This window comes from Candidatus Melainabacteria bacterium, assembly GCA_003963305.1.
Lineage (GTDB): Bacteria > Cyanobacteriota > Vampirovibrionia > Obscuribacterales > Obscuribacteraceae > PALSA-1081.
This window is the reverse complement of the sequence record RXJR01000004.1, coordinates 235,963-258,101: the sequence shown is the minus strand read 5'-3', so window position 1 is coordinate 258,101 and position 22,139 is coordinate 235,963. Positions and strand designations below refer to the sequence as shown.

Here is a 22,139-nt window from a genome sequence, read left to right as displayed (position 1 = left end):
AACAGCGTATCTCCGCCATGTTCAGTGTGAAAGCTGAATAGCGTAGCCCTGCCACGTTCAGTGCGCAAGCTTTGACCTTGTTGTCATGAGGCGCGTCTGATTCCGTAGAAACAAAGGCAAGGAGTCTTTGTCTTTCTTCGTTAAACATGACGCCGGATAAATGTAAAAACAGCCGATTTATCGTAGTCTGACGGGGTTTCAAAGCGTCCTTCTCACTCAGACTATGACTCCAGAGACTTTGCTCTCGAACCAATCGTCCCAGACCGCAGATAACTCTGCGGCTTTTCGGTTTGGGAAAGTCTTCAAATCAGAGTTCTCTTTCGCAGTTCTTTTGTCGGCTGCTTTAGTTGGATTGCGGGTGCTGCTGTTTGATTTCCATTTCATCAAAGGGCACATGGTGCCTAACCACGACATGTCGCAGGCAGCGAGTTTTTTCGCCACCAATATGCACTCACTACGTTTAAGTGGAGATATCGCGTGGTGGAATCCGGCAACGGCAAATGGCTATGCACAATACTTTCAGTCGTTCTTGTCACCACTGGCGCCGACTCCGAATCACATTGTCTTCATCCTCTGGGCTGAGGCTATAAAACTGCTCAGCCTGGTGCACGTAGCGATTCCTGAATACAGTCAGTACATAACCTTTACCTTTATTTTGATGCCGTTTCTGACGTTCGTTGCGGGTACGTTGTTTTTCAGGCAGATATACGAAAGTCGTGCTGTCATCACTGTTCTCATGCTTGCGTATGTCTTCTCTTCAATAGGAATTTGGAATTCGGCCTGGTTCTATTTCCAGGAATCATTCACGCTCTTTGCCGTGCTGGGTACGTCGATTGCCTTTTTGAAAAAGCCGAGCCAGAGCCGATTGTGGATGTTACTCGCGGCTGTACTGATGCAGATTTGTTCCGCTAACTACTGGACTGTGCATAATTCCTGGCTCTATCTCATTGGTGCAGCAAGTTACGCTGCGGCATTTCCAAATCAGATTCGCCGTGCCTTCGTGCGAATAGAGCAGATTGCGAGCATCGATCGGCGAAGAACGATCGCTGTCGGCAGTTTGTTTGTGCTGACCGTAGCTTTGTGGGTGGGTTGCCTGGGCTCGATTTTTGTCGAGCAGTCTAAACTCTACATCAGACCGACGATCGCGACCGGTACCGAACAGTACAAGACGCAAGCAGTACTCAGTCGCGTTCATGAGTTGCGCAGATCGACTGTCGAATTTTTCAATCCAAATCTCGACCGCGCACTCAAGTTTTATCAGTACGAAAGCGAAGTGCACAATGCTCGCTACGTAGGGCTCGTCTTCTTGCCGTTCTTGTTCTTGCTGCCGTTCTATCCATGGCGGCGAAAAGAGCGCTTTATTGCCGGTCTGGCGTTCGGTACGCTTGTCGTTTGTCTGGGCTTCCCCCTTATAGCGATGCTGTGGACGATTACCCCGATGTTGTCTCGGGATCAGCATCTCTTCTATTTCTACACGCAGTATTTGCAGATTGCGCTGATCATGGGAGCAGCTGCGGCGCTGGAAGTAGTGTTGAGAAACCGCGGCAATTCGCTCACCAATCGACGCTTAACATCTGCCATGTTGGGTGTCGTAGCGATTTCGTTCATTGGCTTTGCTGCGTACAATTTGCTTTCGGGTAGTTTTGCCGCCAAGGATATGAATCTCGAGACCGGACTCTACGTCCTCACCACTGTCCTGGTCGTGAGTGGATTTGCGGCGCAACATCTTCTTTCTGGAAAGCTTGCCAGTCGGCGCATGTTGACTGCTGCACTGTTGATAGTGGCATTGTTGGATCTCACCACTTATTTTGCTCATGTAAGCGAGAAGGATGCCGCCTTTTCCCATCAATACTTGCTGGCGAAAAGATATCGGACTCAGGTGCATGAACCCGCCTATGCTGCAGTTCGATTAACACCTGCTGAGCCTCGCGAGACTGCTCGGGAAATTTCTCAGCATCGTTCAGTAATTAGCAAACCGTGGGCGGCTCCTGATCTTACTCTTGGATTTAGCGGCGGTTTGTTCAGGAATATGCCGATTTTCACTGATTTTTGGCCCGTCGATCGGTTCCTCGAACCAACTCGAGTTGTTGAGTTGAAGCGTGCACCGCTGCCGGTGCAAGAGAACGAATACACGAGCCCACCAATTCAGCTTGCTTCCGACATAGACTCGCGCTATGACAACCTGCCGGACAATAACTCGAAATTCGTCAACGACGATCCCAAGTTAGACGAGATTCCAGAAGCCGGTGAGGTGCGCCACGATGCTTCTGAACTCGTAAAAGATAAATTCGTGCCCGGTTTTACTTACGCATTTAAAAACTGGGCGTACAACGATTTCAAAATCGATTTCAATGCTCCGCAGCAAGCCATGCTCATTATTCACCAGCTGCCTGATTCTCGCTGGAAGCTCCGGTTGGACGGACAGCCAGTGAAGTTTGGCACCTTTAGATGCGTCGATATGACACTACCAGTGTCGGCTGGTTCGCATGAACTGCAAATGGACTATGAACCTTTGGCAAGAAAGCTTTTCTGGCCCGCTGCATTTTTGCTGCAACTGCTTATTGCTGGAATGCTCGTTCTAAGTTTTCGCAGTCGTTCTCTGCGCCATTAATGGGGCCTGGCGAAGTTCGCATCTTGCGTGCGTTTTTGCTAACAACAGTTGCTAAAATACGCACGTCAGCTGCCCGCTTGCTTTATGAACGCCAAGAAATTTTACGCTTCTGCTTTACTACTTCTCGGCTTGAGTATTGATTCTCGACTTGTCTTATCGTGTGTTGCGGCGGGCAATCGAGTCATAGCATCTGCCTCATCACCAGTCCGTAATCAGACGAACGGCGGCGTGAACATGCCCGGTATGAGCATGCCAGGAATGAACATGCCTGGTATGAACATGCCTGGTATGAACATGCCTGGTATGAACATGCCTGGCATGGATATGTCCACTCCTGCAACGAAGATGCCATCGCCGGGAACCGGCATGCCTGGCATGGATATGTCGGGAACGACTAATGCCTCGCCACCACAGACATTGATGCCGAAAGGTCATCTCGAGATCAATGATTCCGACAATGCAAATTCAAAATCATACAGTCTCGATGACCTCGAAAAGCTCGCGGAACAGAATAATCCCACGCTGATTCAAGCCCAGGCACAGATAAAGGGTGAGAAGGGAAAAGCGCTTCAAGCCGGTATCTGGCCCAATCCGTCCGTGGGTTATCGCGGTGACTTGATGGGGCTTCCAACTGCCGGAGCCGGTGAATTCCAGGGTGGCTCGATCGGGCAAGAGGTGATCCTGGGCGGCAAACTTAAATACAGCCGTCGAAAGTATGAGGCTCGCACGTCAGCGGCGGAGCAGCAAGCAATTGCTCAGCGATGGCGCGTTAAAAACGATGTTCAGAAGGCCTACTTGCAAGCTCTTGCTTCCGCCGAACTTCTGAAACTCGAGGAAGAGATGATGAAGTCAGTCAAAGATATGTGGCTGACAGCCGGAGAAATGCACAACATGGGTCAGGCAAATCAAATTACTCTGCGTGCCGCCAATATCGACTTAGAACTGCAGAAAGCCAGAGTAATAGGGGCTCAAAACGAAGTGCAGTTTGCCTGGCAAGCGTTAACGACTGTAGTCGGTATCGACGCTCCCTACAGTAAGCTGAAGGGGCGCCTGGATGAGCATCCGGCCGAGTTGAACTTTGATAGCTCACTGCAAAAGTTGCTGGCTGATAGTCCGGAGTTAGGAGAAGCGAAGGCGAAACTCAAATCAGACGAAATTACGCTGCAACGTGAACATCGGCAGCCCATCCCTAATGTCAGTTTGAGTGGAGGAGCCGGATACGACCAGCTCGACAGAGGTGTTGCAGCAGTCGCCGGAGTCAATGTCACTAACATCCCTCTATTTAATCGAAACCAGGGCACCATTCAACAGGCTGAGGCCGATCTGTCCCGACAGAAAGCTCAGGTGAGGCTGGTTGAGCTCAATTTGAGAAGACGCCTGGCTGAACATTTCAATGCTTACAAAACATCCGCCGCATTCGTTCGTGCTTATCGCGAAGTGGCGGTTCCGCAGACAAGAGAGAAGTATGAAATTGCTCTTGAAAGTTATAAGGATACGAGGCTGGAATGGCCTGCTGTACTGGAGGCACAGCGCGATTATGTAAAAGCCAGAATGGAATACATTCGTCATTTGCTTGCCTGTCAGCAAACTGGTGTAGAGATTAATGGATTTCTGCTAACAGGCGGATTGGTGCCACCACCAGGAGTGACACCACCAGGACACATCGATGCAACACCGCAACCACGTTAACGCAGAGTAGCTCCCACCTAACCGGATAATTGGAAATGGATGAAAACGAAAGATTTACCAGACGAGATTTTCTGACAGCGGGTACTGCCCTGACCTTCGCAGCTGGTGCGGGGGTACAACCTTCGGCAGAGGCTATGGTCGCACCGCATTCAGTGAATCAGGCTGGAGTCGACTCCGATTTTAAGGAGTTTTCTCGTTATCGTCCGTCATACGGTGGTCCTCCTGATAGTCCGCACTACCTCGGCAAGATGATGCCTGGCTTGCGGAAAAGCGGTTTACCGCCGGTGCCGGTTGTGGCTCCTGACACCAAAAAACTTTCATTTCGGATGGTCAATGGTGTCAAAGAATTTCGATTGACCGCTATGGCGGTAAAGCAGGAACTGCTGCCGGGCTATCAAATGAATGTATGGGGCTATAACGGCTCATGCCCGGGTCCACTGATTGAGGCGTTTCAAGGCGATAGAGTCAGAATAGTCGTCCAAAACAATTTGCCGGAGCCTACATCTTTGCATTGGCACGGCTTTGAACTGCCAATTGCAATGGATGGGGTTCCCTATTTGGTGCAAGATCCGATTCCGCCGGGCAAGAGTTTCACTTATGAATTCAGTTTGCACCAGACCGGCACGTTCTTCTATCACTCGCACGTGCCTATGCAAGAGGCGCTTGGAATGTGCGGTTTCTTTATCGTTCATCCGAAAATTGCGTTTGAGCCATCCGTCGATCGAGACTTTGCTCTGTGCTATCAGAACTTTCTCATTCCCGCAAATTCAAATATCGCAGACAGTACGCAAATGGACTGGAACTGGCACACAATCAACGGACGCAGCGGACCATATGCCACTCCCCTGGTAGTGAAGCATGGCGAGCGTGTCCGGGTGCGATTGATGAATTTTAGTCCCATGCAGCATCATCCTATTCATCTGCACGGTCACACATTTTGGTTAACAGGCAGCGAAGGTGGGCGTATACCAAGCAGCGCGTGGATTCCGAGAAACAACACGCTGGTGGGCGTTGCCATGGTTCAGGATTTTGAATTCATTGCCAATAATCCCGGCGATTGGATTTTTCACTGCCACATGGTTCATCACATGATGAATCATATGGTGCGTCAATCGGGACCGCGCATCAGACCTGGCTATAACATTCAGCAGTTTCTGTCGAATGTGGATAATTTGCCCGAGCCTGTCGATGCGCTTCAGCTGCCTGCTTTCAAAACGCCTGGATATCCTGAGGACATGCAAGGCATGAACATGAATATGGCATCGATGATGAAAGTCAATGAGCCCAGGGAAACCCGCGGTATGCGCAAGGGGTGGTCGATGGGTGTGCATGGCTTGATGACTGTTTTGCGAGTGCTGCCTGAGCCATACTATAGCCAGGTGATGCACAGCAATGAGCACATCGAGCCCGGGTCTATCTATGACGCAATTGCGAAGAGCACCTTGCCCTGACATAGAAATTTTGATCAAGCCTTAAAAATATCGATAGCAAAACGCTCTCGAACCGTTCTTGGACGCATAATGGATCTGGTGTTTCCTGTGTATTCAGCCTGCTGATGCTGAGATTCGGCGGTTCTGAATTCGAAAGTCAAGGTCATGATGATTTGTTTTCCCATACGGGCCGTGCCGACCCTGTTTATCAAGGGGTTCACAGCCGACGATGTGCAGACTATTTTGCAGTTTGTTCGCCGTGCTGACTCTCACTCTCTGGCTAAGACTCGTGATGTTCTCTTCATCGACACCCCAATCACAGGACCGACCGTAGAAGCGGTTCATAAGTTGAAGGACGAAGGCTTTCGGGTCATTTTTCGCGACCATCATGCTGTTGAAGGCGAGCCGGCGAGCGACCGCGACCGTCAGGTCATCAAGGCAACGGAGAAGTTGCGCCAGAACCTCGGCAGTGATTGTGTTATCACCACTCGTGGGTTGCATCCTGCATGCAGTACGCTCGTTTCGGTCGGTGAATTCAAAGACGCTCTGGCGATAATCGCTGATCCCGACGCCGATGGATTGACGGCAGCAATGAAGGCTGTCGGAATTTTTTACGAGGGACTGGATGAGGATGCCGCCAAGCTTGATGGACAGCCATCTTTGCAGGTGACGGGCACGCCGATTTCGCAGTTGCTGGCCAAGGGGGTGGCGACACTTCCAACTTACGATCCTGAACGACCTGACGAGCGAGAAAGGGCGCAGGAGAAATTGTTTGCGCAGTGGGTATCAGCCGTCGAGGGGGACCAGCGCGCCGTCGATGCGTTGCAGGTTGGCGTCACCACCTACGACGAGGCCGTATTGGCTTCTCATGAAATCGCGCCAAAGGCTAAAGAGGTGGCACCGGGAGTAGTGCTCGCTGATGTCACGTTGACTCCATTTTTTGATGTAGGCACTCTTTTGTCACTGCTGGAAAAGCGCGACGGATGCAAAGTTACCGTAATAAAAAAGGCTCAGGGACCGATTGCTGCTTTGCACGGAGTGCAGTACAGTCTCGCTGTGGTCAAAGACTATCAAGAAGAAATCAAACTTCCGAGTTTGCTTCCACCTGCTGCTAAGTCTGATCCAAGCGGTGGCATTATCAGCAATCTCTCGTTTTTGCTGCACGTAAACGATCATGTGTGGAACGAGCATATCTTGCCAGGTTTGCGGCAGCTTGCAAATTAGCACTCGGTTCGACGCGCCCACTTTCTCATGAGTTCGCAAGCGACGGCGACCATGTCTGGATCAAAGTTCGAAACGTAGTTCTGGTAGTTCTCGAACGCGGGATCGCTTTTCAGCAGTTCGAATATCTCAGCGCTTGGCTTGTTGCTTGAGAGAAGCTCCAAAAGTCGATTCTGGTATTCTGGAAGGCATTGTTTTTCCGTCGAGCCTGGCAGAAAGGACTCTCTCAATACTGGACGCCAGTCCGGATTTGAAAACAGAGCTTCTGCATTTAACAACGGTGATTGAGAATAGGTCGCGTCCAGGATCTCCGCAAGCGTTTCAAAATCTTCTCGAAATCCAGCTTGCGCTTCTTCATCCAACATTGTCCACCCGAGTCTCTCCAAAATTACGAATTCGATGTTTGGACAGAGTTTTAGCCCCAGGGCGGCAAAATTGAATACATCTTGCGGCACACTGTCGTCGTGTGTGTCCCGGCGCACAGCAAAACGTTTTCGTGATTCCGACTCAGACCATGAACCTCCTGCGAGGTGCATCTCGCGAACTTTTGTGAGTGGATATGAGTTCAGTAAATCCGTTATCGGAACGTCAAAGTTCGCAACCTGACAATACAAGTTGTGCACGTCAAGGACAAGGAAACCATCGACAGCGGAGATGAGGCGGTCAATAAATTCGCCCTGGCGCTTAACGTCATCGAGGCTGAATGCAAAGGCGAGGTTCTCCAAGCCCACCGGACATTGCGTTGCCTCAGCATAGCGTTTCAGCATCTCTGTGCCGGTGCGGAGTGATTCCGCCGTCATTGGCACCGCAATTGGTGCGCCATGCGAAATTGGCCCTGCCTCAGAGAAGCCAAAATGTTCAGATGCATGTACGTAGTTTCGTGTTTTAAATTCATCGCGCACCCTGGCCAGCCAGTTCTCCTGGCGCTTTGAGAAGTTGGCTGATAGCGGCGAGAGCGTAACCCCATGACCAATTAGATTGTTTGAGCTGCTGAAGCGATCGATGATTTCTGTGCACCAGGGCTCTATTTCATTTCCCAGCCATGAAAAATCGAAACTCCACTCTATGACCTGGATCTGGTTACTTTCAAATAGACTGCGGGACGCTTTTCGGAAATCATCCGACGGCATCAGAGATACTCCCAGCATTGGTTTAAGTTGCGCTGGTTTCATTTTTGTCGACTGTCATCCCATTCCACAGTCGTAGCCAACTTGTTCTTTGACATCTACTACCCACCAGACCACGTGACCACAACCGCCAGAGGTCGGGAAGAGTAATCGGTCGTCGTGAATTCCCACCAGGTCAAACAAGACTTTTTTCTCCGCTTCGCTTTCCTGGTCTTTCTGAAGCACTAAATACCAGAGGGCCAGATCCCGATGTGCTTTGCGCCTGTTGTGATTGTCTGATTTGAGGTGATCGAGAATGGCATTAGAACGCTGTTTGAGCTTTCGGCTTTCTGAATACTCTTGCTCGGTAAAATCGACCTTTTCAGAATTTTTCAGGTCGAATCGATCAGGGATATTTACCGGTATTATTGCGTACGCCATGGCGTCCAGAATCGCTGCTGCAGCCAGGATAGTATTGTCGTTAGCGGTTGAATTGTCTGCTTCGCAAGAATGAATGGCATCATCTACGATCTTCTTGTATTTCAAGTAGCCGCTTTGATCTCCAAATATTTTGAACTGATTCGAAGCAATAAAGTAAAAGTTCAACTTGCAGAAGTCGTCGCTGCTTGAATCAAGTTCTGCAAGCGCTTTGGTGATCATTGACTGCGCAAATTTCTTTGTTGCGGCAGGTATCGGATTAGAACTGGGATTCTTTTGTTCCAATTGCTCGCTGCGAGCTACACGTTGCAAAAAGTCTCGCAGAGCCGTTTGTTTTTTTGATAGCCACCACGATTGACTGACCTGCACTTTGTATTCAAATTTTTTCTCACCGATGGAGCTCCTGCGGTCAATTAAACCTTCCACCAGTTGGAGAAGAAAGTATGCTCTCAGTTCTGGTGGTAGCTGCGAATCTTCCGCTACGCTTTGGACAACGCCATTGTCTTTGTGACCTTCAGTAGAACGATAATCGGCAGACAGTGCAGGATGTTTTGAACTCAGGAGTCCTCCTGCAAACAACAGTGCTAATACCGATTTCTTTCGCATGTAGTTACTCCGCCTGAGGCTTATGGTCTTCAAGTGTACAGGAAACATGCGGAATGCATCTTAATAGCTGATAGCTGAGTCATGATAAACTCTGTCCTGCCTTGTCGGCGACGCGCTGGATTTGCGTCCCCGGACCTGGCGTAGCCGTTATGATGAGTCGGCGCGTTAGAAGACGCCATACGGTAGTTTAAGAAATTCCACTCAGCAAACCTATGACTGATCAAAATTCCACAGCCAAAATAAAGTATTCGATTCGCAAAGCCACCTCTTCGGATGCACAAGCGCTGCTCGATTTGATAGTGGCTCACGCCGAATATGAAAAGGAAGATTTCCCCACTGAAGGCAAATTGGAAGCACTAAAAAAGTGTCTCGATACAAGCCCCGCACCGTTTAATTCGATACTGATCGAGAGCGATGGAGAAGTGCGTGGCTACTGTAATTACATGGTCCAATACGACAGTTGGGCGATGGCGCCACATATGCTGCTGGATGCGCTTTATTTGAAGCCTGAGCTGCGCGGCTCTGGAATAGGCATGGAGATTATGAATTTCATTCGGGACGAAGCTCTCAAAGCCGAATGCAAGACAGTGCGATGGCAGACTCCTGTGTTTAACGAGCGAGGGATTAACTTTTACAAGAAGTTGGACACCTTGTCGGGCACAAAAATGTTCTTTACCTGGGACATTTGTAAGCAAAAGTAAGCGCAAGTTGGAATCCCGCTAAGTCGGTTGATTCAGTGTTTCCAGTCAGTGAATCGATTTAGGGTGTCATGAAGCGCCGCTGCGCTGTCCCTCATGACATATAATCATGCGACGCATGGAGGGGTGAACAATGCAGATTTTGCGCGATCGGATTCTCAAGGACGGAAAGTACCTTGGTAATGGCATTCTTAAAGTCGACGCTTTCATGAATCACCAGATCGATCCTGCTTTGATGAAAGCTGTAGGCGAGGAGTTTGGCAAGCGTTTTGCTAACGTTAATGCTACGCGCATCTTAACTGCCGAAACCAGTGGTATCGCGCCCTCTCTGGCGGCTGGAATGGTTTTGCAGGTACCAATTGTTTTCGCTCGTAAACACCAGCCCATAACCATGGCGCCGGGAGCATATAAGGAAACAGCAGAATCGCACACTCATAAGAAAGATGTGGAGCTGATTGTCTCTGCGGAATATATGACCTCCAGCGACCGCATTTTGATTATTGATGATTTCCTGGCTTCGGCGCGCACTATCCTCGCTCTGGTCAAACTGGTTAAGGCCAGTGGTGCAACATTGGTTGGCGTCGGTGCTGTTATTGAGAAGGGCTTTGAAGGCGGCAGAACATTACTGAAACCACTGAATGTTCCGGTTGAATCTCTTGCCGAAATTGAGCGCTTCGAAGGCGACAAAATAATCTTTGCCGGTCAAGCCAGCAAGCTGTAACGACTCGTTTATTCGTCTTCGTCGATGTGAATTTTGGTGCCGGTCGGTGGATTACCGAACTCGCGCCAGGCTGAGCCGCCGCGCTGGAACAATTCCCAGTATTTGCGCTCCTGTCCTGAACTGCCCGGGGCGAACGCCAAATCACCTTCCATCACGTTGAAGCTGCCCGTGGCCACCGTCGCCGTGCGAATTACCCCGCCGATTCTTACCTTGAGGCGGCTGCCCGGTATGAAATTGTCGGGCAATTGGTTGCCAGTGCGGAATGTCGTTTTCATATTGCCAAAAGAGTCGATGTAGCCAATCGCTTCTTTGGGCGGGTCGGGAATCGTCGTCAATGCGTCAAGTTGGTGGAGCAGAAACGAAAAATCTTCCTTGATTACGGCTCGAACTTTTTGCGGAAAGTAGTCACGGGAGCGAAATTGACTTCCTTGATCTTCGTTGACCGTACTCCAGACTTCTTGAATGTCATATTTAACAAATGAGAGTGAGTAGCCACTGTTGACCGCAATGATTTGCACTCCGTTTTTCAATGTGCAAAATAGCAAACCCTCACCTTCGTTGTTGGCGCGTGCGTGTTTGATATCTTTTCTCGGCGCGCAGTTTGCGAAAATTAAGAGATCTGCCGGACGCAAGTTTTCGTCCGCATTCCCCAGTTGTCCGACCAGGAATCCCGTAGCGATAGTGTCGAACGAGCCTACGCTGCTCATGTGCATGCGTACAGACGTTGGTAGCCCCGCGCAAAACGCAGAGAAAACTTCTGCCCATGCCATGTCGCCTGGTGCATAGTCACAAATAAGATGAAGATGATTGTTCATAATTGTCTCGCTAATTTGTATGCATAGATTATCACGCGAAAACCCAATCTGCGACCGATTGCAACGCAATAACAAGTGCCACCATGTGCAGTTGTTTTGCAAAATTTTGTCTTGACACTTTGTCAACACTTATACTAAGCTAGAAGTTCATCGTATTGGAGTATGGGCTATGAAATCGCTGGCAAATACATATGTTGCTTACACGTCTAAGCAGGCTGTGCAGCGGTTTTTGGGCGCGGATAAGGTCCGCGGTGGCTCGACCGGATGCCAGTTTTCAAATATTAGAGAGTGGCTCAATGAGACGCCGGGCGCATCGCCGAAACCGATGCATCCTCAGTCTGAGCGTTAGTTGAAGAACCTCTAAAAGTCGGTCAGAGACAAGCAGTTCGGATATTGCTGCGCGCATTATCGTGTGACACTTCTGCGTCCTGAATAAAGAAGATGATCGCTGTTTGAGTGCGAATTCAGCGCGTGTCTTCGTAAATAGAATTGGCGAGCGCATCGCCAACCGTTGGAATGCCTGACCGGCTGTGACAGAGCCGGTTCGGCAGACAACGCTCTTGCAGGCACTGTATATGGTGCCGATAGATTGGTGCGGCGTTCTGCAAGTTGGTTTACTTCTAGTTTTTTCGTTGTTAGTTCAGTAAAACATGATGGAGGAAAATATCATGCGATTCGTTTTATATGTAAGCAGATTACCGAGAAACCTCTTACAACTCTTCGTTGAAAGAGTATTCCTGAGCGCTAACGGTCTAGTATGCGACGCTCCGGAAGGTCGAATTGCATATAAGACACGCTTTGCAGGTTTTATGCGATTGTCGCGAAAATTTTCTGAGCCGGAAAACCAGGTGTGGTTTGAACGGCGCGCGACAGTCGAGCACAGCCAGCTACTGCCCGAACCGGCGCATCAGGCGGTGAGTGAAATGGCCAGGCGAAGGCACGAAGCCGTTAAATCTCAAATGCTCTATGGTGGCATGAGGTGATACAGCTTTATGGCGCGTGTCTTTAAGATGTCCGTTGCAACTGGTGTAGTCTTCGATTGTGAGACGTTGAGACAGCCAGGCAGGGTGCGTAATCGATTCACCCTCGATTACGTTTCCCAGCAGCGGGATTTAAAGCAATGGTATTAGTAGTCAACGTATTTTGTTATTTTGTCACTTCTTCTTCAGTGCTTCCAGTTCATCCAGTGTTTTCGGCCAATCGGATTTGAGCAGGCGTGAAAGGCTGCGGTCGGCTAGTAGCTCGCCGTTTGTTTGGCAGCGCGCACAGTAGTTTGTTTCATTGTCGGCGTATCTGATGCGCTGAATCGGCTCACCGCAGACCGGGCAGGGCTTCTGGTATCGACCATGGACTGCCATATCGTCTCGAAATGCAGTCACTTTTTCTGGAAATGATTTTTGAGCTTCTTGATTGAGCTTCTCGATCCAGAGAGTCAAGGTGTTTTTCGTCGCTTCATACAATTTCTCCCACTGTTCCGCTGACAATTTCTGCGTTCGCGCGATTGGCGAAAGCTTCGCTGCATGCAAGATTTCGTCTGAGTAGGCATTGCCAATGCCGCTGATGATACGCGGATCTGTCAGGGCTCGCTTGAGCGTGCGGTTCTCCAATGATAGGGCGCTCTTGAACGTTTCGAGGTCGGTTTCAAATACCTCGATGCCGCCCGGATCTATGGCATCTAAAGCCTCCTGCCCCTGTAACACGTGGAGTGATGCTCGCCTCTTTGTGCCTGCTTCAGTCAGGACAAGCGATCCATTCGGAAAGTCAAAGGCTGCCAGGTTGTTTCGCCCGCCTAATTTTGCATCTCGGGCTCTCCAGTGCAAGCGACCGGCAATCATCAGGTGCAAGACCAGCCATACATCTCCATCCAGCCCGATGGCAATGCGTTTGCCGATGCGCCGCAACTCGCGCACGGTTCGACCCTGCGCCACTTCAATTGGAGGCTCAGCTGTTCTCAGCAGAAAAACACTGGCGATTCGTATTTTCTCAAGCGGCTGTGCCACTATGCGCGGTTCAAGAGCCTGGATATAGGCTTTAATATCTGGAAGCTCGGGCACGGAATCTCCGAGGTAATTGCTACAGTCCTTAGAAATAATAACCCTATTTCAGTAGCGATTGTTACTTTTCGATTTCCAGTCAATAAGCAGGTATAGTGAACATGGCAGATCACGAGGATAGATGATTGAAACAATTCTGGCTGCATCCAGCCACTCAAGTTTTTGGCTATCTATCGCTGTTTCTCATTTTGCTTTACGGCTCATGGAGCCTGTTAAACCAATTCGTTGTCATGCCTATGTCGTTAAGTCTGATGCTCAATGTTTTCCTTGAGACGGTTTACTGTGTTCTTTTGCTGGTGCTGTTTGTTGTAGTCGTCCAGAAGCGATCTTTTGCAAGTACAGGTATAGTCACAAAGGGCGCTCTCAATGAAACCGTGATTGGTTTCTTTCTAGGTATCATCGTTTCCGGTGGTGCTATTCTCGGCATGTATCTGCTGGGTGCTTACAAAGTTGTCGCTCTGAACTGGCAGGCGAATCTCGTATACCCATTCATCTTGTTCTTTTTTGCGGCAATAGTTGAAGAAGTTATTTTTCGAGTTTTCGTCTTTCAAACTTGTGAAAGGAAGTGGGGTACGGTTCCCGCTCTGGTGATTGCGTCCACCTTGTTTGGGCTTGTCCATATGATAAACACAGTGCCTGATACGACAGTCTGGCAGCAACTTCTAGGATGTATATTTTTGATTTTCGAAGCAGGATTTCTTCTCAATGCTGTCTTCCTCATTAATCGTAGAATTTGGCTGCCGCTGGGGCTGCATTGGGCTTGGAATTTTTTCGAAGGTCCGGTTTTCGGTACGATAGTTTCAGGGCAGAACTTCGGAGCTTCTCTAATTAGCGCGCAGACTGCAGGTGGAACCCTTGCCAGTGGCGGTCCATTCGGTCCTGAAGGTAGCGTGCCTGGTCTCGTAGTTGGTATTGTCTGCGGTGTTATCGCGACCTGGTATTCAATTAACAAAGGCGCTTTCGCAGAGTTGACGGAGACTTAATTCTCAACTCTGTGCCGTTATTATCTTGTACGCGCCAAATGCATCGTGCAGTTTAACAGAGCCATTGTAGTAACAAAGCTGTGTGGGGCTCGGGTTCGTCAATTCCCAACCCATGCGACGCACTTCGCGCTCGAATGACACGAAGTCGTCCGGTCTTACGGGGCTTGCTCCTTTGGGTTGAGTATAGAGCTGGAAGCTGTAACCGGTGGAGCTAGTCACTACAAATTTTTCGAGAATATGCAAATGGAATTGCCACCGTCTAAATTTAGCCGGCAATAGAGTGGATGAAATCTTCAAGACAAGATTGTCTGGTAGTTCAAGAACAATGCTGTTTGTTCCTGCAGCAACCAACCCTACTACTTTGAACTGTGACTCTTCCAATGCACTGGCATACTCTAAAAGAGGGTGACGCCTCGCGGTCGCAAATTTGCTTTCGGAGGCGATGTCTTGATTCGCCGCCAATACGCGTAACGCTTCCGCTATTGGCTGCGGTCTCTTTGCAGATTCGATGGCGGCGGCTTCAGCTGATAGCTCCGCTGCGGTACCCAGTTCAGTTATTAGTCTTCCAGTTACCAGATCGTCTCGCAATTCCTCTAACAATTTTACGAAAGCTGCGGCAGGAAGGCGTGACGGAGCCTCGGGATAGCCGAAGTCGTGAATTATTGGACGTGGATGGGTTTCGGCGAAGCGCCTGGCTATGTCTGGATGCTGGACTAATTTGGCTTGAATTGCTCGCTTAATCAAGGCATGGTGTTGAGGACTTCCCAGTGCAAATGTTTCGCCACCATATTCAGAGCTTGTCGCCGTAGATGACTTGCCAAACTTTTTTGCCTCATAGCTGTACAGAGTCTGAGCGATCTTCTGTTTGTCTTCATTACCTGTGAATTTTAGCCAGACATAGAAACCTTCCACCGACTCGAATCTTCTACCGTCCAATTGAAACGGTGAGTGTTCGAAGTTCGACATTTCCTTTGCTATAAGTTCTCCCTTAATCGAGCCGATGTTTAGCGGTTGTTCTCTATTGTCCATCTCATATTCCTCAACTCTGTTCTAACGCAGGTTGACAAACATTGGACACCTGCTGTCGAGCAAAAGCGCGCTCGAACGGAGATCTAAGCATTTTAGAGGAATCTATTAAATGGTCGATTCTTGCACATTCAAAAAATGGAATGCCACTATAACCAGTGCGTGACTGATCTGACCTTTCCCGATCAGGCTGTTGATTTCACTGAGTCTTACCATTCGCGTGTTGATCTTTTCTGTTCCAGTGCCATCGAATTTCGGTGATTCGATCTGTCGCACGCCCCTCGCCAGATATGTGTAACAGAGATTACCTTGCAGTGCCGGGTTTGGATGTGTCTTGCCCAGAAATGCCCATGATTCGCTGACGAACCCTGTCTCTTCTCTGAGCTCGCGCACTGCAGCTTCGAGTGGGTCGGCATCGGTATCGTCTACACTTCCGCCTGGTATCTCTAGTGTGAGATCTTCCACACCATGTCTGTATTGCTCAACCATGACCACATGGTCATCATCGGTGATTGCGATTACGTTGACCCACGCGCCGCAATCGAGAGTATAGAAGTGTCCGGTTTTCTTCTCTGCACACTTACTGGTCGCAACAACTTTATTGACTGAGAAGACTTTGCAGTCGGCCAGCTTTTCTTTTGAGTGCTTTTGCCAGCTCAGCCAATCCTTGTCGTCTGGATTGACATTGATCAACGGCTGCGCCCGAGTCAAGACCTCGTTCTTCATAACAGATCCCTTTTGCTATCAAAGGCATATTCTCTGAAGCCAGTGAACATGCGGTGAACAGTGTCCTGCTGGAATTTCAGCCATGACGCAGGCCACTTGTCCTAGTGTCTCATTTCAAGGCTGAGCTAAACAGCAGTGGCTGTTTCACTATTTTTTATGTACCTGGTCTTTGATGTGGTTGGCGACTGCATTGCCAATTAACTCGTAACCTTTCGTCGTGAAGTGCAGCTTGTCGTCGCCTGCAAGTCCATTTGCGTGCCAGCTTTCGATTGACCCTGGACCACCCATCGACTGGCGCAAGTCAAAGAAATCCAGCCCGTTTTTCTGGGCTACTTCTCGCTGAGCGGCAACAACCGCGTCCAGTCCGGGTAATGTATTACCTTTGTTCGCGCCTACGATAGAATCACCGTCGCTTGGTCCGACTATGAGGATTGAGGCATTCGGGGCGCGTTCCCTGACGTTATCGATTAGTTTCTGATAGCTTGCCTCATAAGCAGCCTGGTTTTGTGGTCCGACTGAGTCATTGCTTCCAAACGAGAGGATAATCAAGTCCGGATTGTCTTTCTGAATAGGCTTATCCAGCCAGTTGGCTGTGTCGGTGAGCGGATAGTTGGCGCTGATGCCTACTTTTGCCATCGTATCGTATTGGACAGGTCCGAGCGATTTCAGCGCGTCTTCGATGGCTTTTGGCTCGGTGCCGGCGACAACGTGCGAGTCACCGTATTGCAAGACGCTGATCGGCGCACCGCCGCTATTGGCTCGATCTATTGCTTCTTGCAGATGAGCTAGACCGCCGCCGTTTGGAGTTGGGCTTGGAACGTCTTTGAGTGGTTGTAAATCTGTGACGTCTGCTCTGGGGGCGTTCGATGATGCGGAACCACCATCGCCTCCGGAGTAAGAGCGACCGCCGCCGCCGCCGCCACCTCCGCCGCCGTAGTCCCCACCGCCACCGCCGCCGCCGCCGCCGCCGCCGGATGAACCTCCACCGCCACCACCACCGCCGCTGTCTGAGCCGTAGCTCGGAGTGCTCTGCCTTGGTTGAGAGTCCTGACCCGGCTGTGGCTGTGGTTGAGGTTGTGGTGTGTCTTGTGGGGGTTGAGGTTGTGGCGTATTGTCCACAGGTGCTGTTTCGATTGGCACTGGTGCTGGTGGCAAGTCTGGTTCTTTAGATAACTGATCCAACCAGTCTTGAGGAACTTTTTGACCCTTGTTATTTCTGGTGAAATAGCTGATCAGGTCTTTGATCGCAGCCTTTTGCAGTTGATCTGCAAGCTTTTTTGCATCGACTTCAGATTTGTTTTTCGATTGCAATTCTATGTTTATGGAACCATCTTTATTTGGTGTTTTCTTGTCAGGATTCGGTCTTAACTTGCCGTCTTCGCCCAGGAAGAAGTCTGGCTGCTGTCCACTCTTTGCATTTTCGGCTGGCGAGGTTATTGTCACACCGGTGGATTTATCGAAGACTGTGCGCAGCTGCTCTGCTGTTGCAGGTGGTATCGCATCAACCGCTTTGCCGTATATGTCGCTGGAAAAGCTCAAGGATGTCGGCAACTCTCTTGGTCCCGCAAATGCAGCCCTGGGCAGCACATCAGCGAATGCATGAATGAACAAGCCAGATCCTGCGCTTGGCGCTTCCATCTGCATGTTTTCCAGTGCTGGCGGTCTTGGCATAGCGGGCCTTATTCGCATTTTCCAGACCCGAATTTGCAGGGCAGTTGTAGTCGATTGACAAACAACTTCGCGGCAAGTCTGCTCGGGGCTAGACTGGTAAGTATGTATTATGTGGGCGATACGAATATAACAGCGAGCCGAATGGTTGTCAATAAATATTTAACTGACACCTACCAGGTCCGTGAGAGATTGTCGCGCGGGGCATAGCAGTCGATCTAGTAAGATAGTAGTGTGGGCATAGCAGCTCGATCTAGCAAGATAGTAGTGCGGGCATAGCAGCTCGATTCAGCTAAGACTCAAGTTGCCATGCTGTTTTGCGCCATTAACAATTTGGCTCGGTCGCGCAGTTCCACAGCTTCTTCTCTTCTTCCTTGCCGCATCAAGACATAGCTTGCATAGCTGTCCATTGTTTCGGCTGCGCATTGCAAGAGAACGGGCAATGGAAACGTGGCGACGGCAGCATCTGCGTGTTTTTTTAACAATGCCGGATCTTGCAAGATAGGCTCCCAAATTTTCATCGCCGCATCTAGAAAAAGTTGCGCTTCGAAGTATTGGTTGAGATCGCTTTTTAGTATCGCCAGATCTGTCAGTGTTTGCGCCACAGACGGATGACCCTGTGGGTACATCTCAACTCTCTTTTCGAGCTGCTGTTCAAGCACCTCCTGCGATTTGCTGAACTCGCGAGCGGTACGATATGCGGTGGCTATTTCGCGTTTGAACTGGTCTGCTTCGCGCATTCGTTTCTCTTTGATTCTCAAAGCAATCAAATTCTGCAGCAGTGGAACTCGATGTTCAAGCATCGCCACCTGCGTAATTGGAGAGAGCTTGTCCAGTTTCTGTTTTGCTTCCAGTAAGCGCTCATTGGCCACTTCGTGGTTACCAGCTTTGATTTGCAATTCACCAAGGCTGTTCAAACAAATCAGCGAAAACTCGGTGGTTAAGCGTCCACCCTGATTGTGCGGTCGGTCTCCGAGCATTTCTTCTACTCGGCGCAGGCATTTTTCCAATCTCGATTCTGCTTCAGCGTAGTCGCCTTCTTTTGCTGATTCGAGTGCTGAATTTAGCTCGTAACGCCACAACCATTCGGCTTCAAACCAGCCCAGAGTTTTTTCCAGTGGCCAGGCTGATCCGTAAAGCACTGTAAGTTTTCCAGTTTCTCGTTCCACTACAACTGGAACATTACCTTCGTACTGTCCACGATCTTCGCCTTTACCGTCATAGTGCATGACCCAGCCGTAGCGTTTCTCATCGCAACGAGTGATCTCGAATTTTTCTTCACCGGCGGCACAGTTTCCGTTGACGTGGCGAAGTGCGATTCTTTCGGCCTCAGACTGTTCTATCATGCAAGTTAATCCTCGAGGACTATCAGACTTGATACCAGATGTGATGCCAGGAAGGTTTACAGCAGTCCAGGTCTTGGCGAACTCAGCCTTGCTTGACGGCGTTAATCAGCTTGTTCATTCTTTCGGACAAATCCTTCAACTTAAACGGTTTGCGCATGTAATCGTTGGCACCCGAATCGAGTCCCATCTGTCGCTCAGCCGCCGAATCGTTGCCGCTCAGCATCATGATCGGGATTTTACCGCCGCCGGCTCTGTATTGTTTGCAAATTTCGATGCCTGTCATCTCAGGCAATTGCCAGTCCATTAAAACTATGTCGAACTCTCCAAAGCGCAGCTGTTCGATGGCGTCATAACCGGTTGCTGCGGTCTCGACCAGATGTTTTTCAAAGATCAGCCACTGTTTTACTGTCTCAGAGAGAGATTCGTCGTCTTCTACTAACAGGACTCTAGCCATTTTTTTGCCTCAACCATTACCGATTATTCTACTTCTTCCGCACTCTTTGCCGAGATACAATCTCTGGTCCGAAACGTGCACTAGATCTTCGAGTGTTCTGCCGTCGTCTGGATAACTGGACATGCCTGCTGTAAACGAAACGTTGAAAATTTCGCCGTGGTCACCGCTGAACTCCGTGCTCTTCAGCTCCTCTAATACTCGATGCAGTGCACCAATTGTAGTCTCTTTGCCTTCATGACGGAATGCGACTATGAATTCTTCGCCGCCCCAGCGACCGCGTAAATCTTCAACCCTGAATCTACGTTTCAATAATTGTCCCAGATGTGAAAGCACTCTGTCTCCTGCAAGGTGACCGTAAGTGTCATTTACTTTCTTGAAATGGTCGACATCCAGCAAAGCCAGTGAGAATACCAGTTTATAACGCTCAGCTTCGGAGATGAGGGCGTTTAACTGCTCCATAAATGCCCTTCTGAGCAGTAAACCCGAAAGAATGTCACGGTCTGCCCTGTCTCTCAGTAATCTGGCGCGCTCCAGTCGCACTTTTACTCTGGTGAGCAACTCAACCGGTGCCACGGGTTTAGGCAAGTAATCGTCACCCCCGGCATCAAATGCTGCCAATCTTGCATCCAGCTCTGTTTCTGCGGTTAGAAAGAGAATCGGTACATCTTGCCAACGCGAAGTGCCGCGCAACCTTCTGCACACTTCGAAGCCGCTGATACCCGGCATCATGACGTCGAGCAAAACCAGATCCGGAAGGAAATTTTCCATAGCCTGCATGACGCCGGTCGGGTCATTCAAAACTTTCACCAGCATTCCTTCTTTGCCAAGAGCGTGAGCAATGATTGTGGAAAAGTCTTCATCGTCGTCGATTACCAGAACACGATGCCTGCCGCCGCCGCGAACGCCCAGCAGATATTCGATGCCCTGGTTCAGGGTATTGGTGTTTATCGGCTTATCGAGAAATATGGAGGCGCCGGCGTGCGTAGTTGCTATCCGGTCTTCAGGCGCAGCGCCTTTTGATATGAATGCTAAAGGTAGCGATTCGTAGCCAGTGATTCCACGCAAATCTCTGGCCAGATTAATCGACTCTTGCGGAGCAGTGTCCATATCGATGATGACCGCGTCCAGTACCGTGGCAGTGGCTTTATTGAGCGCATCGTGCGGCGAACTGGCGGCAATCACCTTGATTGGCAGACCGCTTTGCAGTGCTTCTTTTCCTTCTGAAAAAAATTCCGAGCCGACGAGCAAAACCTTTGCCATTGCTGAGTCGTCAGCTAATTTGTCTAGTTGTGATTGGGTCGGGATGTTGTTTTTCAGTTCAACTTGCGCCTGATGCGAAACAGCCTCAAAAAGGAGCATTACCTCGCTCCAGGCGGCAAGTACGTCATCGAAACCGTTATTCTGGATTTGGACAATGGCTCTTTCCAGGTGAGAGGCTGCCTCACCGACAAGATTGAAACCGCACGAACTGGCTGTGCCTTTCAAGTTGTGGGCCAGCCTGCGGGCTTCTGCCGTCAGGTCCTTATTGGTACTATTAGTGGTGGCAAGTTCGATTGCGTCTGAAATGAGTGACAGGCGCGTGGGCAGAACTTCGGCAAAACGAGAACGCAGCGTCAGGAATGTTTTTTCTTCCTGCTCGCTGCCTGCCGCTATTCTGATCGCCTGCTGGTGGCGCAACTGGCTGTCGATCTGGGCGGCGAAAAGTGACGGCTTAAGTGGACGATGAACAATCAACTCGACTCGAAAATCTTTGGTAAGTTGCTGATAGAGGTCGGCTTCTCGCCATTCGTTTGAGATAAAAGCCAGTTTTACGTCAGGATAGGACTTTCTGATTTTGACTATCAGACCGATGCCGTCGATGTCGGTCAGCTGCTCTCCGATAATGACGAGCGAGGGACGCTCCTTTCCGATATGTTCGAGAACTGCGCGACCGCTTTCTTCTTGTGACGTAACGTACCCTCTGCCGGTTAGCAGAGATTTGAGCATGGTTACGAGTTGATGATCGGCGTCGGCGAGCAATATGGTATTGCCCATGAATTCACCATGTTAGGGCTGTTCTGTGCGGGCTCGGGAATGCCCTTGATTAGGTTCTACCCGGCCAATCGCGGCTTCAACTCTCTTTTGCTATTTCTTTTCTTCTAAATTTAGCGATGCCGAGTTGATGCAATATCTCAGGTTCGTCGGCTTCGGTCCGTCTTCGAAAACGTGCCCCAGGTGAGCCCCGCAGTTTTTGCACATAACTTCAGTGCGAACCATGCCGAGGGTCTTATCTGTCTCGGTTTCGACATTACTCTCATCGATTGGCTGCCAGAAGCTCGGCCAGCCAGAGCCGGAATCATATTTGTTGTCGGAGCTAAACAGCTCTTCGCCGCAGCAGACGCACTTGTAGACGCCAGCTGTCTTGCAATTGTAGTATTTCCCAGTAAACGCCCGTTCTGTGCCCTTTTTGCGGGCTATCTGGAACTGCTCAGGCGTCAGCTCCTTTTTCCATTCTTCGTCTGTTTTTTGTACTTTGTGCGCCATAGATGCTGCAACCTCTGTCTCTGT

At 49.8% G+C, this 22,139-nt stretch carries 19 protein-coding genes; 8 read left to right on the top strand and 11 right to left on the bottom strand.

Translation table 11 applies throughout. The features are described 5' to 3' along the window. The first annotated feature begins 412 nt into the window (after positions 1-412). The 4 genes from EKK48_05365 (at position 413) to EKK48_05350 (ending at position 6,954) form a co-directional block, all read left to right on the top strand. Positions 413-2,611 (top strand): hypothetical protein, encoded by a 2,199-nt coding sequence (locus EKK48_05365; GenBank protein ID RTL44679.1) that lies wholly within the window; start codon positions 413-415, stop codon positions 2,609-2,611. A 420-nt stretch (positions 2,612-3,031) separates the two neighbouring features. Then, complete coding sequence (locus EKK48_05360; GenBank protein RTL44998.1) at positions 3,032-4,300, top strand: TolC family protein; 1,269 nt, start codon at positions 3,032-3,034, stop codon at positions 4,298-4,300. A gap of 35 nt (positions 4,301-4,335) precedes the next feature. Further along, positions 4,336-5,751 carry a copper oxidase gene (locus tag EKK48_05355; protein ID RTL44678.1) on the top strand — a complete coding sequence of 472 codons (1,416 nt, stop codon included), beginning with the start codon at positions 4,336-4,338 and terminating at the stop codon, positions 5,749-5,751. A 144-nt stretch (positions 5,752-5,895) separates the two neighbouring features. After that, positions 5,896-6,954 (top strand): hypothetical protein, encoded by a 1,059-nt coding sequence (locus EKK48_05350; protein RTL44677.1) that lies wholly within the window; start codon positions 5,896-5,898, stop codon positions 6,952-6,954. On the opposite strand, the gene EKK48_05345 is transcribed toward EKK48_05350, so the two are convergent. Further along, a complete protein-coding gene (locus tag EKK48_05345; GenBank protein ID RTL44676.1) occupies positions 6,951-8,123 on the bottom strand; it encodes a DUF692 family protein in 1,173 nt (390 codons plus the stop codon). The genes EKK48_05350 and EKK48_05345 overlap by 4 nt on opposite strands. Positions 8,124-8,135: 12 nt before the next feature. Beyond that, the gene (locus EKK48_05340; GenBank protein RTL44675.1) at positions 8,136-9,101 is read right to left on the bottom strand and encodes a hypothetical protein; all 966 of its coding nucleotides are present in this window, start codon (positions 9,099-9,101) and stop codon (positions 8,136-8,138) included. A 212-nt stretch (positions 9,102-9,313) separates the two neighbouring features. Here EKK48_05340 and EKK48_05335 point away from each other — a divergent pair, with 212 nt between their 5' ends. After that, entirely contained in the window at positions 9,314-9,802 is a 489-nt protein-coding gene (locus tag EKK48_05335; protein RTL44674.1) for a GNAT family N-acetyltransferase, read from the top strand. Positions 9,803-9,932: 130 nt separating this feature from the next. Next, a complete protein-coding gene (locus EKK48_05330) occupies positions 9,933-10,520 on the top strand; it encodes a xanthine phosphoribosyltransferase (protein ID RTL44673.1) in 588 nt (195 codons plus the stop codon). 8 nt (positions 10,521-10,528) lie between these two features. On the opposite strand, the gene EKK48_05325 is transcribed toward EKK48_05330, so the two are convergent. After that, positions 10,529-11,335, bottom strand: a complete 807-nt coding sequence (locus tag EKK48_05325; GenBank protein ID RTL44672.1) for a hypothetical protein — start codon at positions 11,333-11,335, stop codon at positions 10,529-10,531. 169 nt (positions 11,336-11,504) lie between these two features. On the opposite strand from EKK48_05325, the gene EKK48_05320 reads away from it, so the two are divergent. Continuing rightward, on the top strand, positions 11,505-11,684 hold the full coding sequence (locus EKK48_05320) for a hypothetical protein (GenBank protein ID RTL44671.1): 180 nt from the start codon (positions 11,505-11,507) through the stop codon (positions 11,682-11,684). Between the two features lie 805 nt (positions 11,685-12,489). On the opposite strand, the gene EKK48_05315 is transcribed toward EKK48_05320, so the two are convergent. Further along, positions 12,490-13,389 (bottom strand): formamidopyrimidine-DNA glycosylase, encoded by a 900-nt coding sequence (locus EKK48_05315; GenBank protein RTL44670.1) that lies wholly within the window; start codon positions 13,387-13,389, stop codon positions 12,490-12,492. A 125-nt stretch (positions 13,390-13,514) separates the two neighbouring features. Between EKK48_05315 and EKK48_05310 the strand changes: the two genes are divergently transcribed. Next, positions 13,515-14,372, top strand: a complete 858-nt coding sequence (locus tag EKK48_05310; GenBank protein ID RTL44669.1) for a CPBP family intramembrane metalloprotease — start codon at positions 13,515-13,517, stop codon at positions 14,370-14,372. Positions 14,373-14,375: 3 nt separating this feature from the next. Here EKK48_05310 and EKK48_05305 read toward each other — a convergent pair whose 3' ends face one another. The 7 genes from EKK48_05305 to msrB form a co-directional block, all read right to left on the bottom strand. Beyond that, complete coding sequence (locus EKK48_05305) at positions 14,376-15,401, bottom strand: NADAR family protein (GenBank protein RTL44668.1); 1,026 nt, start codon at positions 15,399-15,401, stop codon at positions 14,376-14,378. Positions 15,402-15,506: 105 nt separating this feature from the next. Next, a complete protein-coding gene (locus tag EKK48_05300) occupies positions 15,507-16,124 on the bottom strand; it encodes an NUDIX hydrolase (GenBank protein RTL44667.1) in 618 nt (205 codons plus the stop codon). Between the two features lie 147 nt (positions 16,125-16,271). Beyond that, positions 16,272-16,904 (bottom strand): hypothetical protein, encoded by a 633-nt coding sequence (locus EKK48_05295; GenBank protein ID RTL44997.1) that lies wholly within the window; start codon positions 16,902-16,904, stop codon positions 16,272-16,274. A gap of 1,187 nt (positions 16,905-18,091) precedes the next feature. Beyond that, complete coding sequence (locus tag EKK48_05290; protein ID RTL44666.1) at positions 18,092-19,138, bottom strand: hypothetical protein; 1,047 nt, start codon at positions 19,136-19,138, stop codon at positions 18,092-18,094. A gap of 82 nt (positions 19,139-19,220) precedes the next feature. Further along, on the bottom strand, positions 19,221-19,592 hold the full coding sequence (locus EKK48_05285) for a response regulator (protein ID RTL44665.1): 372 nt from the start codon (positions 19,590-19,592) through the stop codon (positions 19,221-19,223). A gap of 9 nt (positions 19,593-19,601) precedes the next feature. Next, entirely contained in the window at positions 19,602-21,626 is a 2,025-nt protein-coding gene (locus tag EKK48_05280; GenBank protein ID RTL44664.1) for a response regulator, read from the bottom strand. Positions 21,627-21,716: 90 nt separating this feature from the next. Further along, positions 21,717-22,115 (bottom strand): peptide-methionine (R)-S-oxide reductase, encoded by a 399-nt coding sequence (msrB, locus tag EKK48_05275; GenBank protein ID RTL44663.1) that lies wholly within the window; start codon positions 22,113-22,115, stop codon positions 21,717-21,719. Positions 22,116-22,139: the final 24 nt, after the last annotated feature.

What these genes read in the sequence shown, in the direction of transcription:
- EKK48_05365 (RTL44679.1), top strand. Translation starts at nt 413, where the DNA reads ATGTCGCAGGCAGCGAGTTTTTTCGCCACCAATATGCACTCACTACGT.
- EKK48_05360 (RTL44998.1), top strand. Translation starts at nt 3,032, where the DNA reads ATGCCGAAAGGTCATCTCGAGATCAATGATTCCGACAATGCAAATTCA.
- EKK48_05355 (RTL44678.1), top strand. Translation starts at nt 4,336, where the DNA reads ATGGATGAAAACGAAAGATTTACCAGACGAGATTTTCTGACAGCGGGT.
- EKK48_05350 (RTL44677.1), top strand. Translation starts at nt 5,896, where the DNA reads ATGATGATTTGTTTTCCCATACGGGCCGTGCCGACCCTGTTTATCAAG.
- EKK48_05345 (RTL44676.1), bottom strand. Translation starts at nt 8,123, where the DNA reads ATGAAACCAGCGCAACTTAAACCAATGCTGGGAGTATCTCTGATGCCG.
- EKK48_05340 (RTL44675.1), bottom strand. Translation starts at nt 9,101, where the DNA reads ATGCGAAAGAAATCGGTATTAGCACTGTTGTTTGCAGGAGGACTCCTG.
- EKK48_05335 (RTL44674.1), top strand. Translation starts at nt 9,314, where the DNA reads ATGACTGATCAAAATTCCACAGCCAAAATAAAGTATTCGATTCGCAAA.
- EKK48_05330 (RTL44673.1), top strand. Translation starts at nt 9,933, where the DNA reads ATGCAGATTTTGCGCGATCGGATTCTCAAGGACGGAAAGTACCTTGGT.
- EKK48_05325 (RTL44672.1), bottom strand. Translation starts at nt 11,335, where the DNA reads ATGAACAATCATCTTCATCTTATTTGTGACTATGCACCAGGCGACATG.
- EKK48_05320 (RTL44671.1), top strand. Translation starts at nt 11,505, where the DNA reads ATGAAATCGCTGGCAAATACATATGTTGCTTACACGTCTAAGCAGGCT.
- EKK48_05305 (RTL44668.1), bottom strand. Translation starts at nt 15,401, where the DNA reads ATGGACAATAGAGAACAACCGCTAAACATCGGCTCGATTAAGGGAGAA.
- EKK48_05300 (RTL44667.1), bottom strand. Translation starts at nt 16,124, where the DNA reads ATGAAGAACGAGGTCTTGACTCGGGCGCAGCCGTTGATCAATGTCAAT.
- EKK48_05290 (RTL44666.1), bottom strand. Translation starts at nt 19,138, where the DNA reads ATGATAGAACAGTCTGAGGCCGAAAGAATCGCACTTCGCCACGTCAAC.
- EKK48_05285 (RTL44665.1), bottom strand. Translation starts at nt 19,592, where the DNA reads ATGGCTAGAGTCCTGTTAGTAGAAGACGACGAATCTCTCTCTGAGACA.
- EKK48_05280 (RTL44664.1), bottom strand. Translation starts at nt 21,626, where the DNA reads ATGGGCAATACCATATTGCTCGCCGACGCCGATCATCAACTCGTAACC.
- msrB (RTL44663.1), bottom strand. Translation starts at nt 22,115, where the DNA reads ATGGCGCACAAAGTACAAAAAACAGACGAAGAATGGAAAAAGGAGCTG.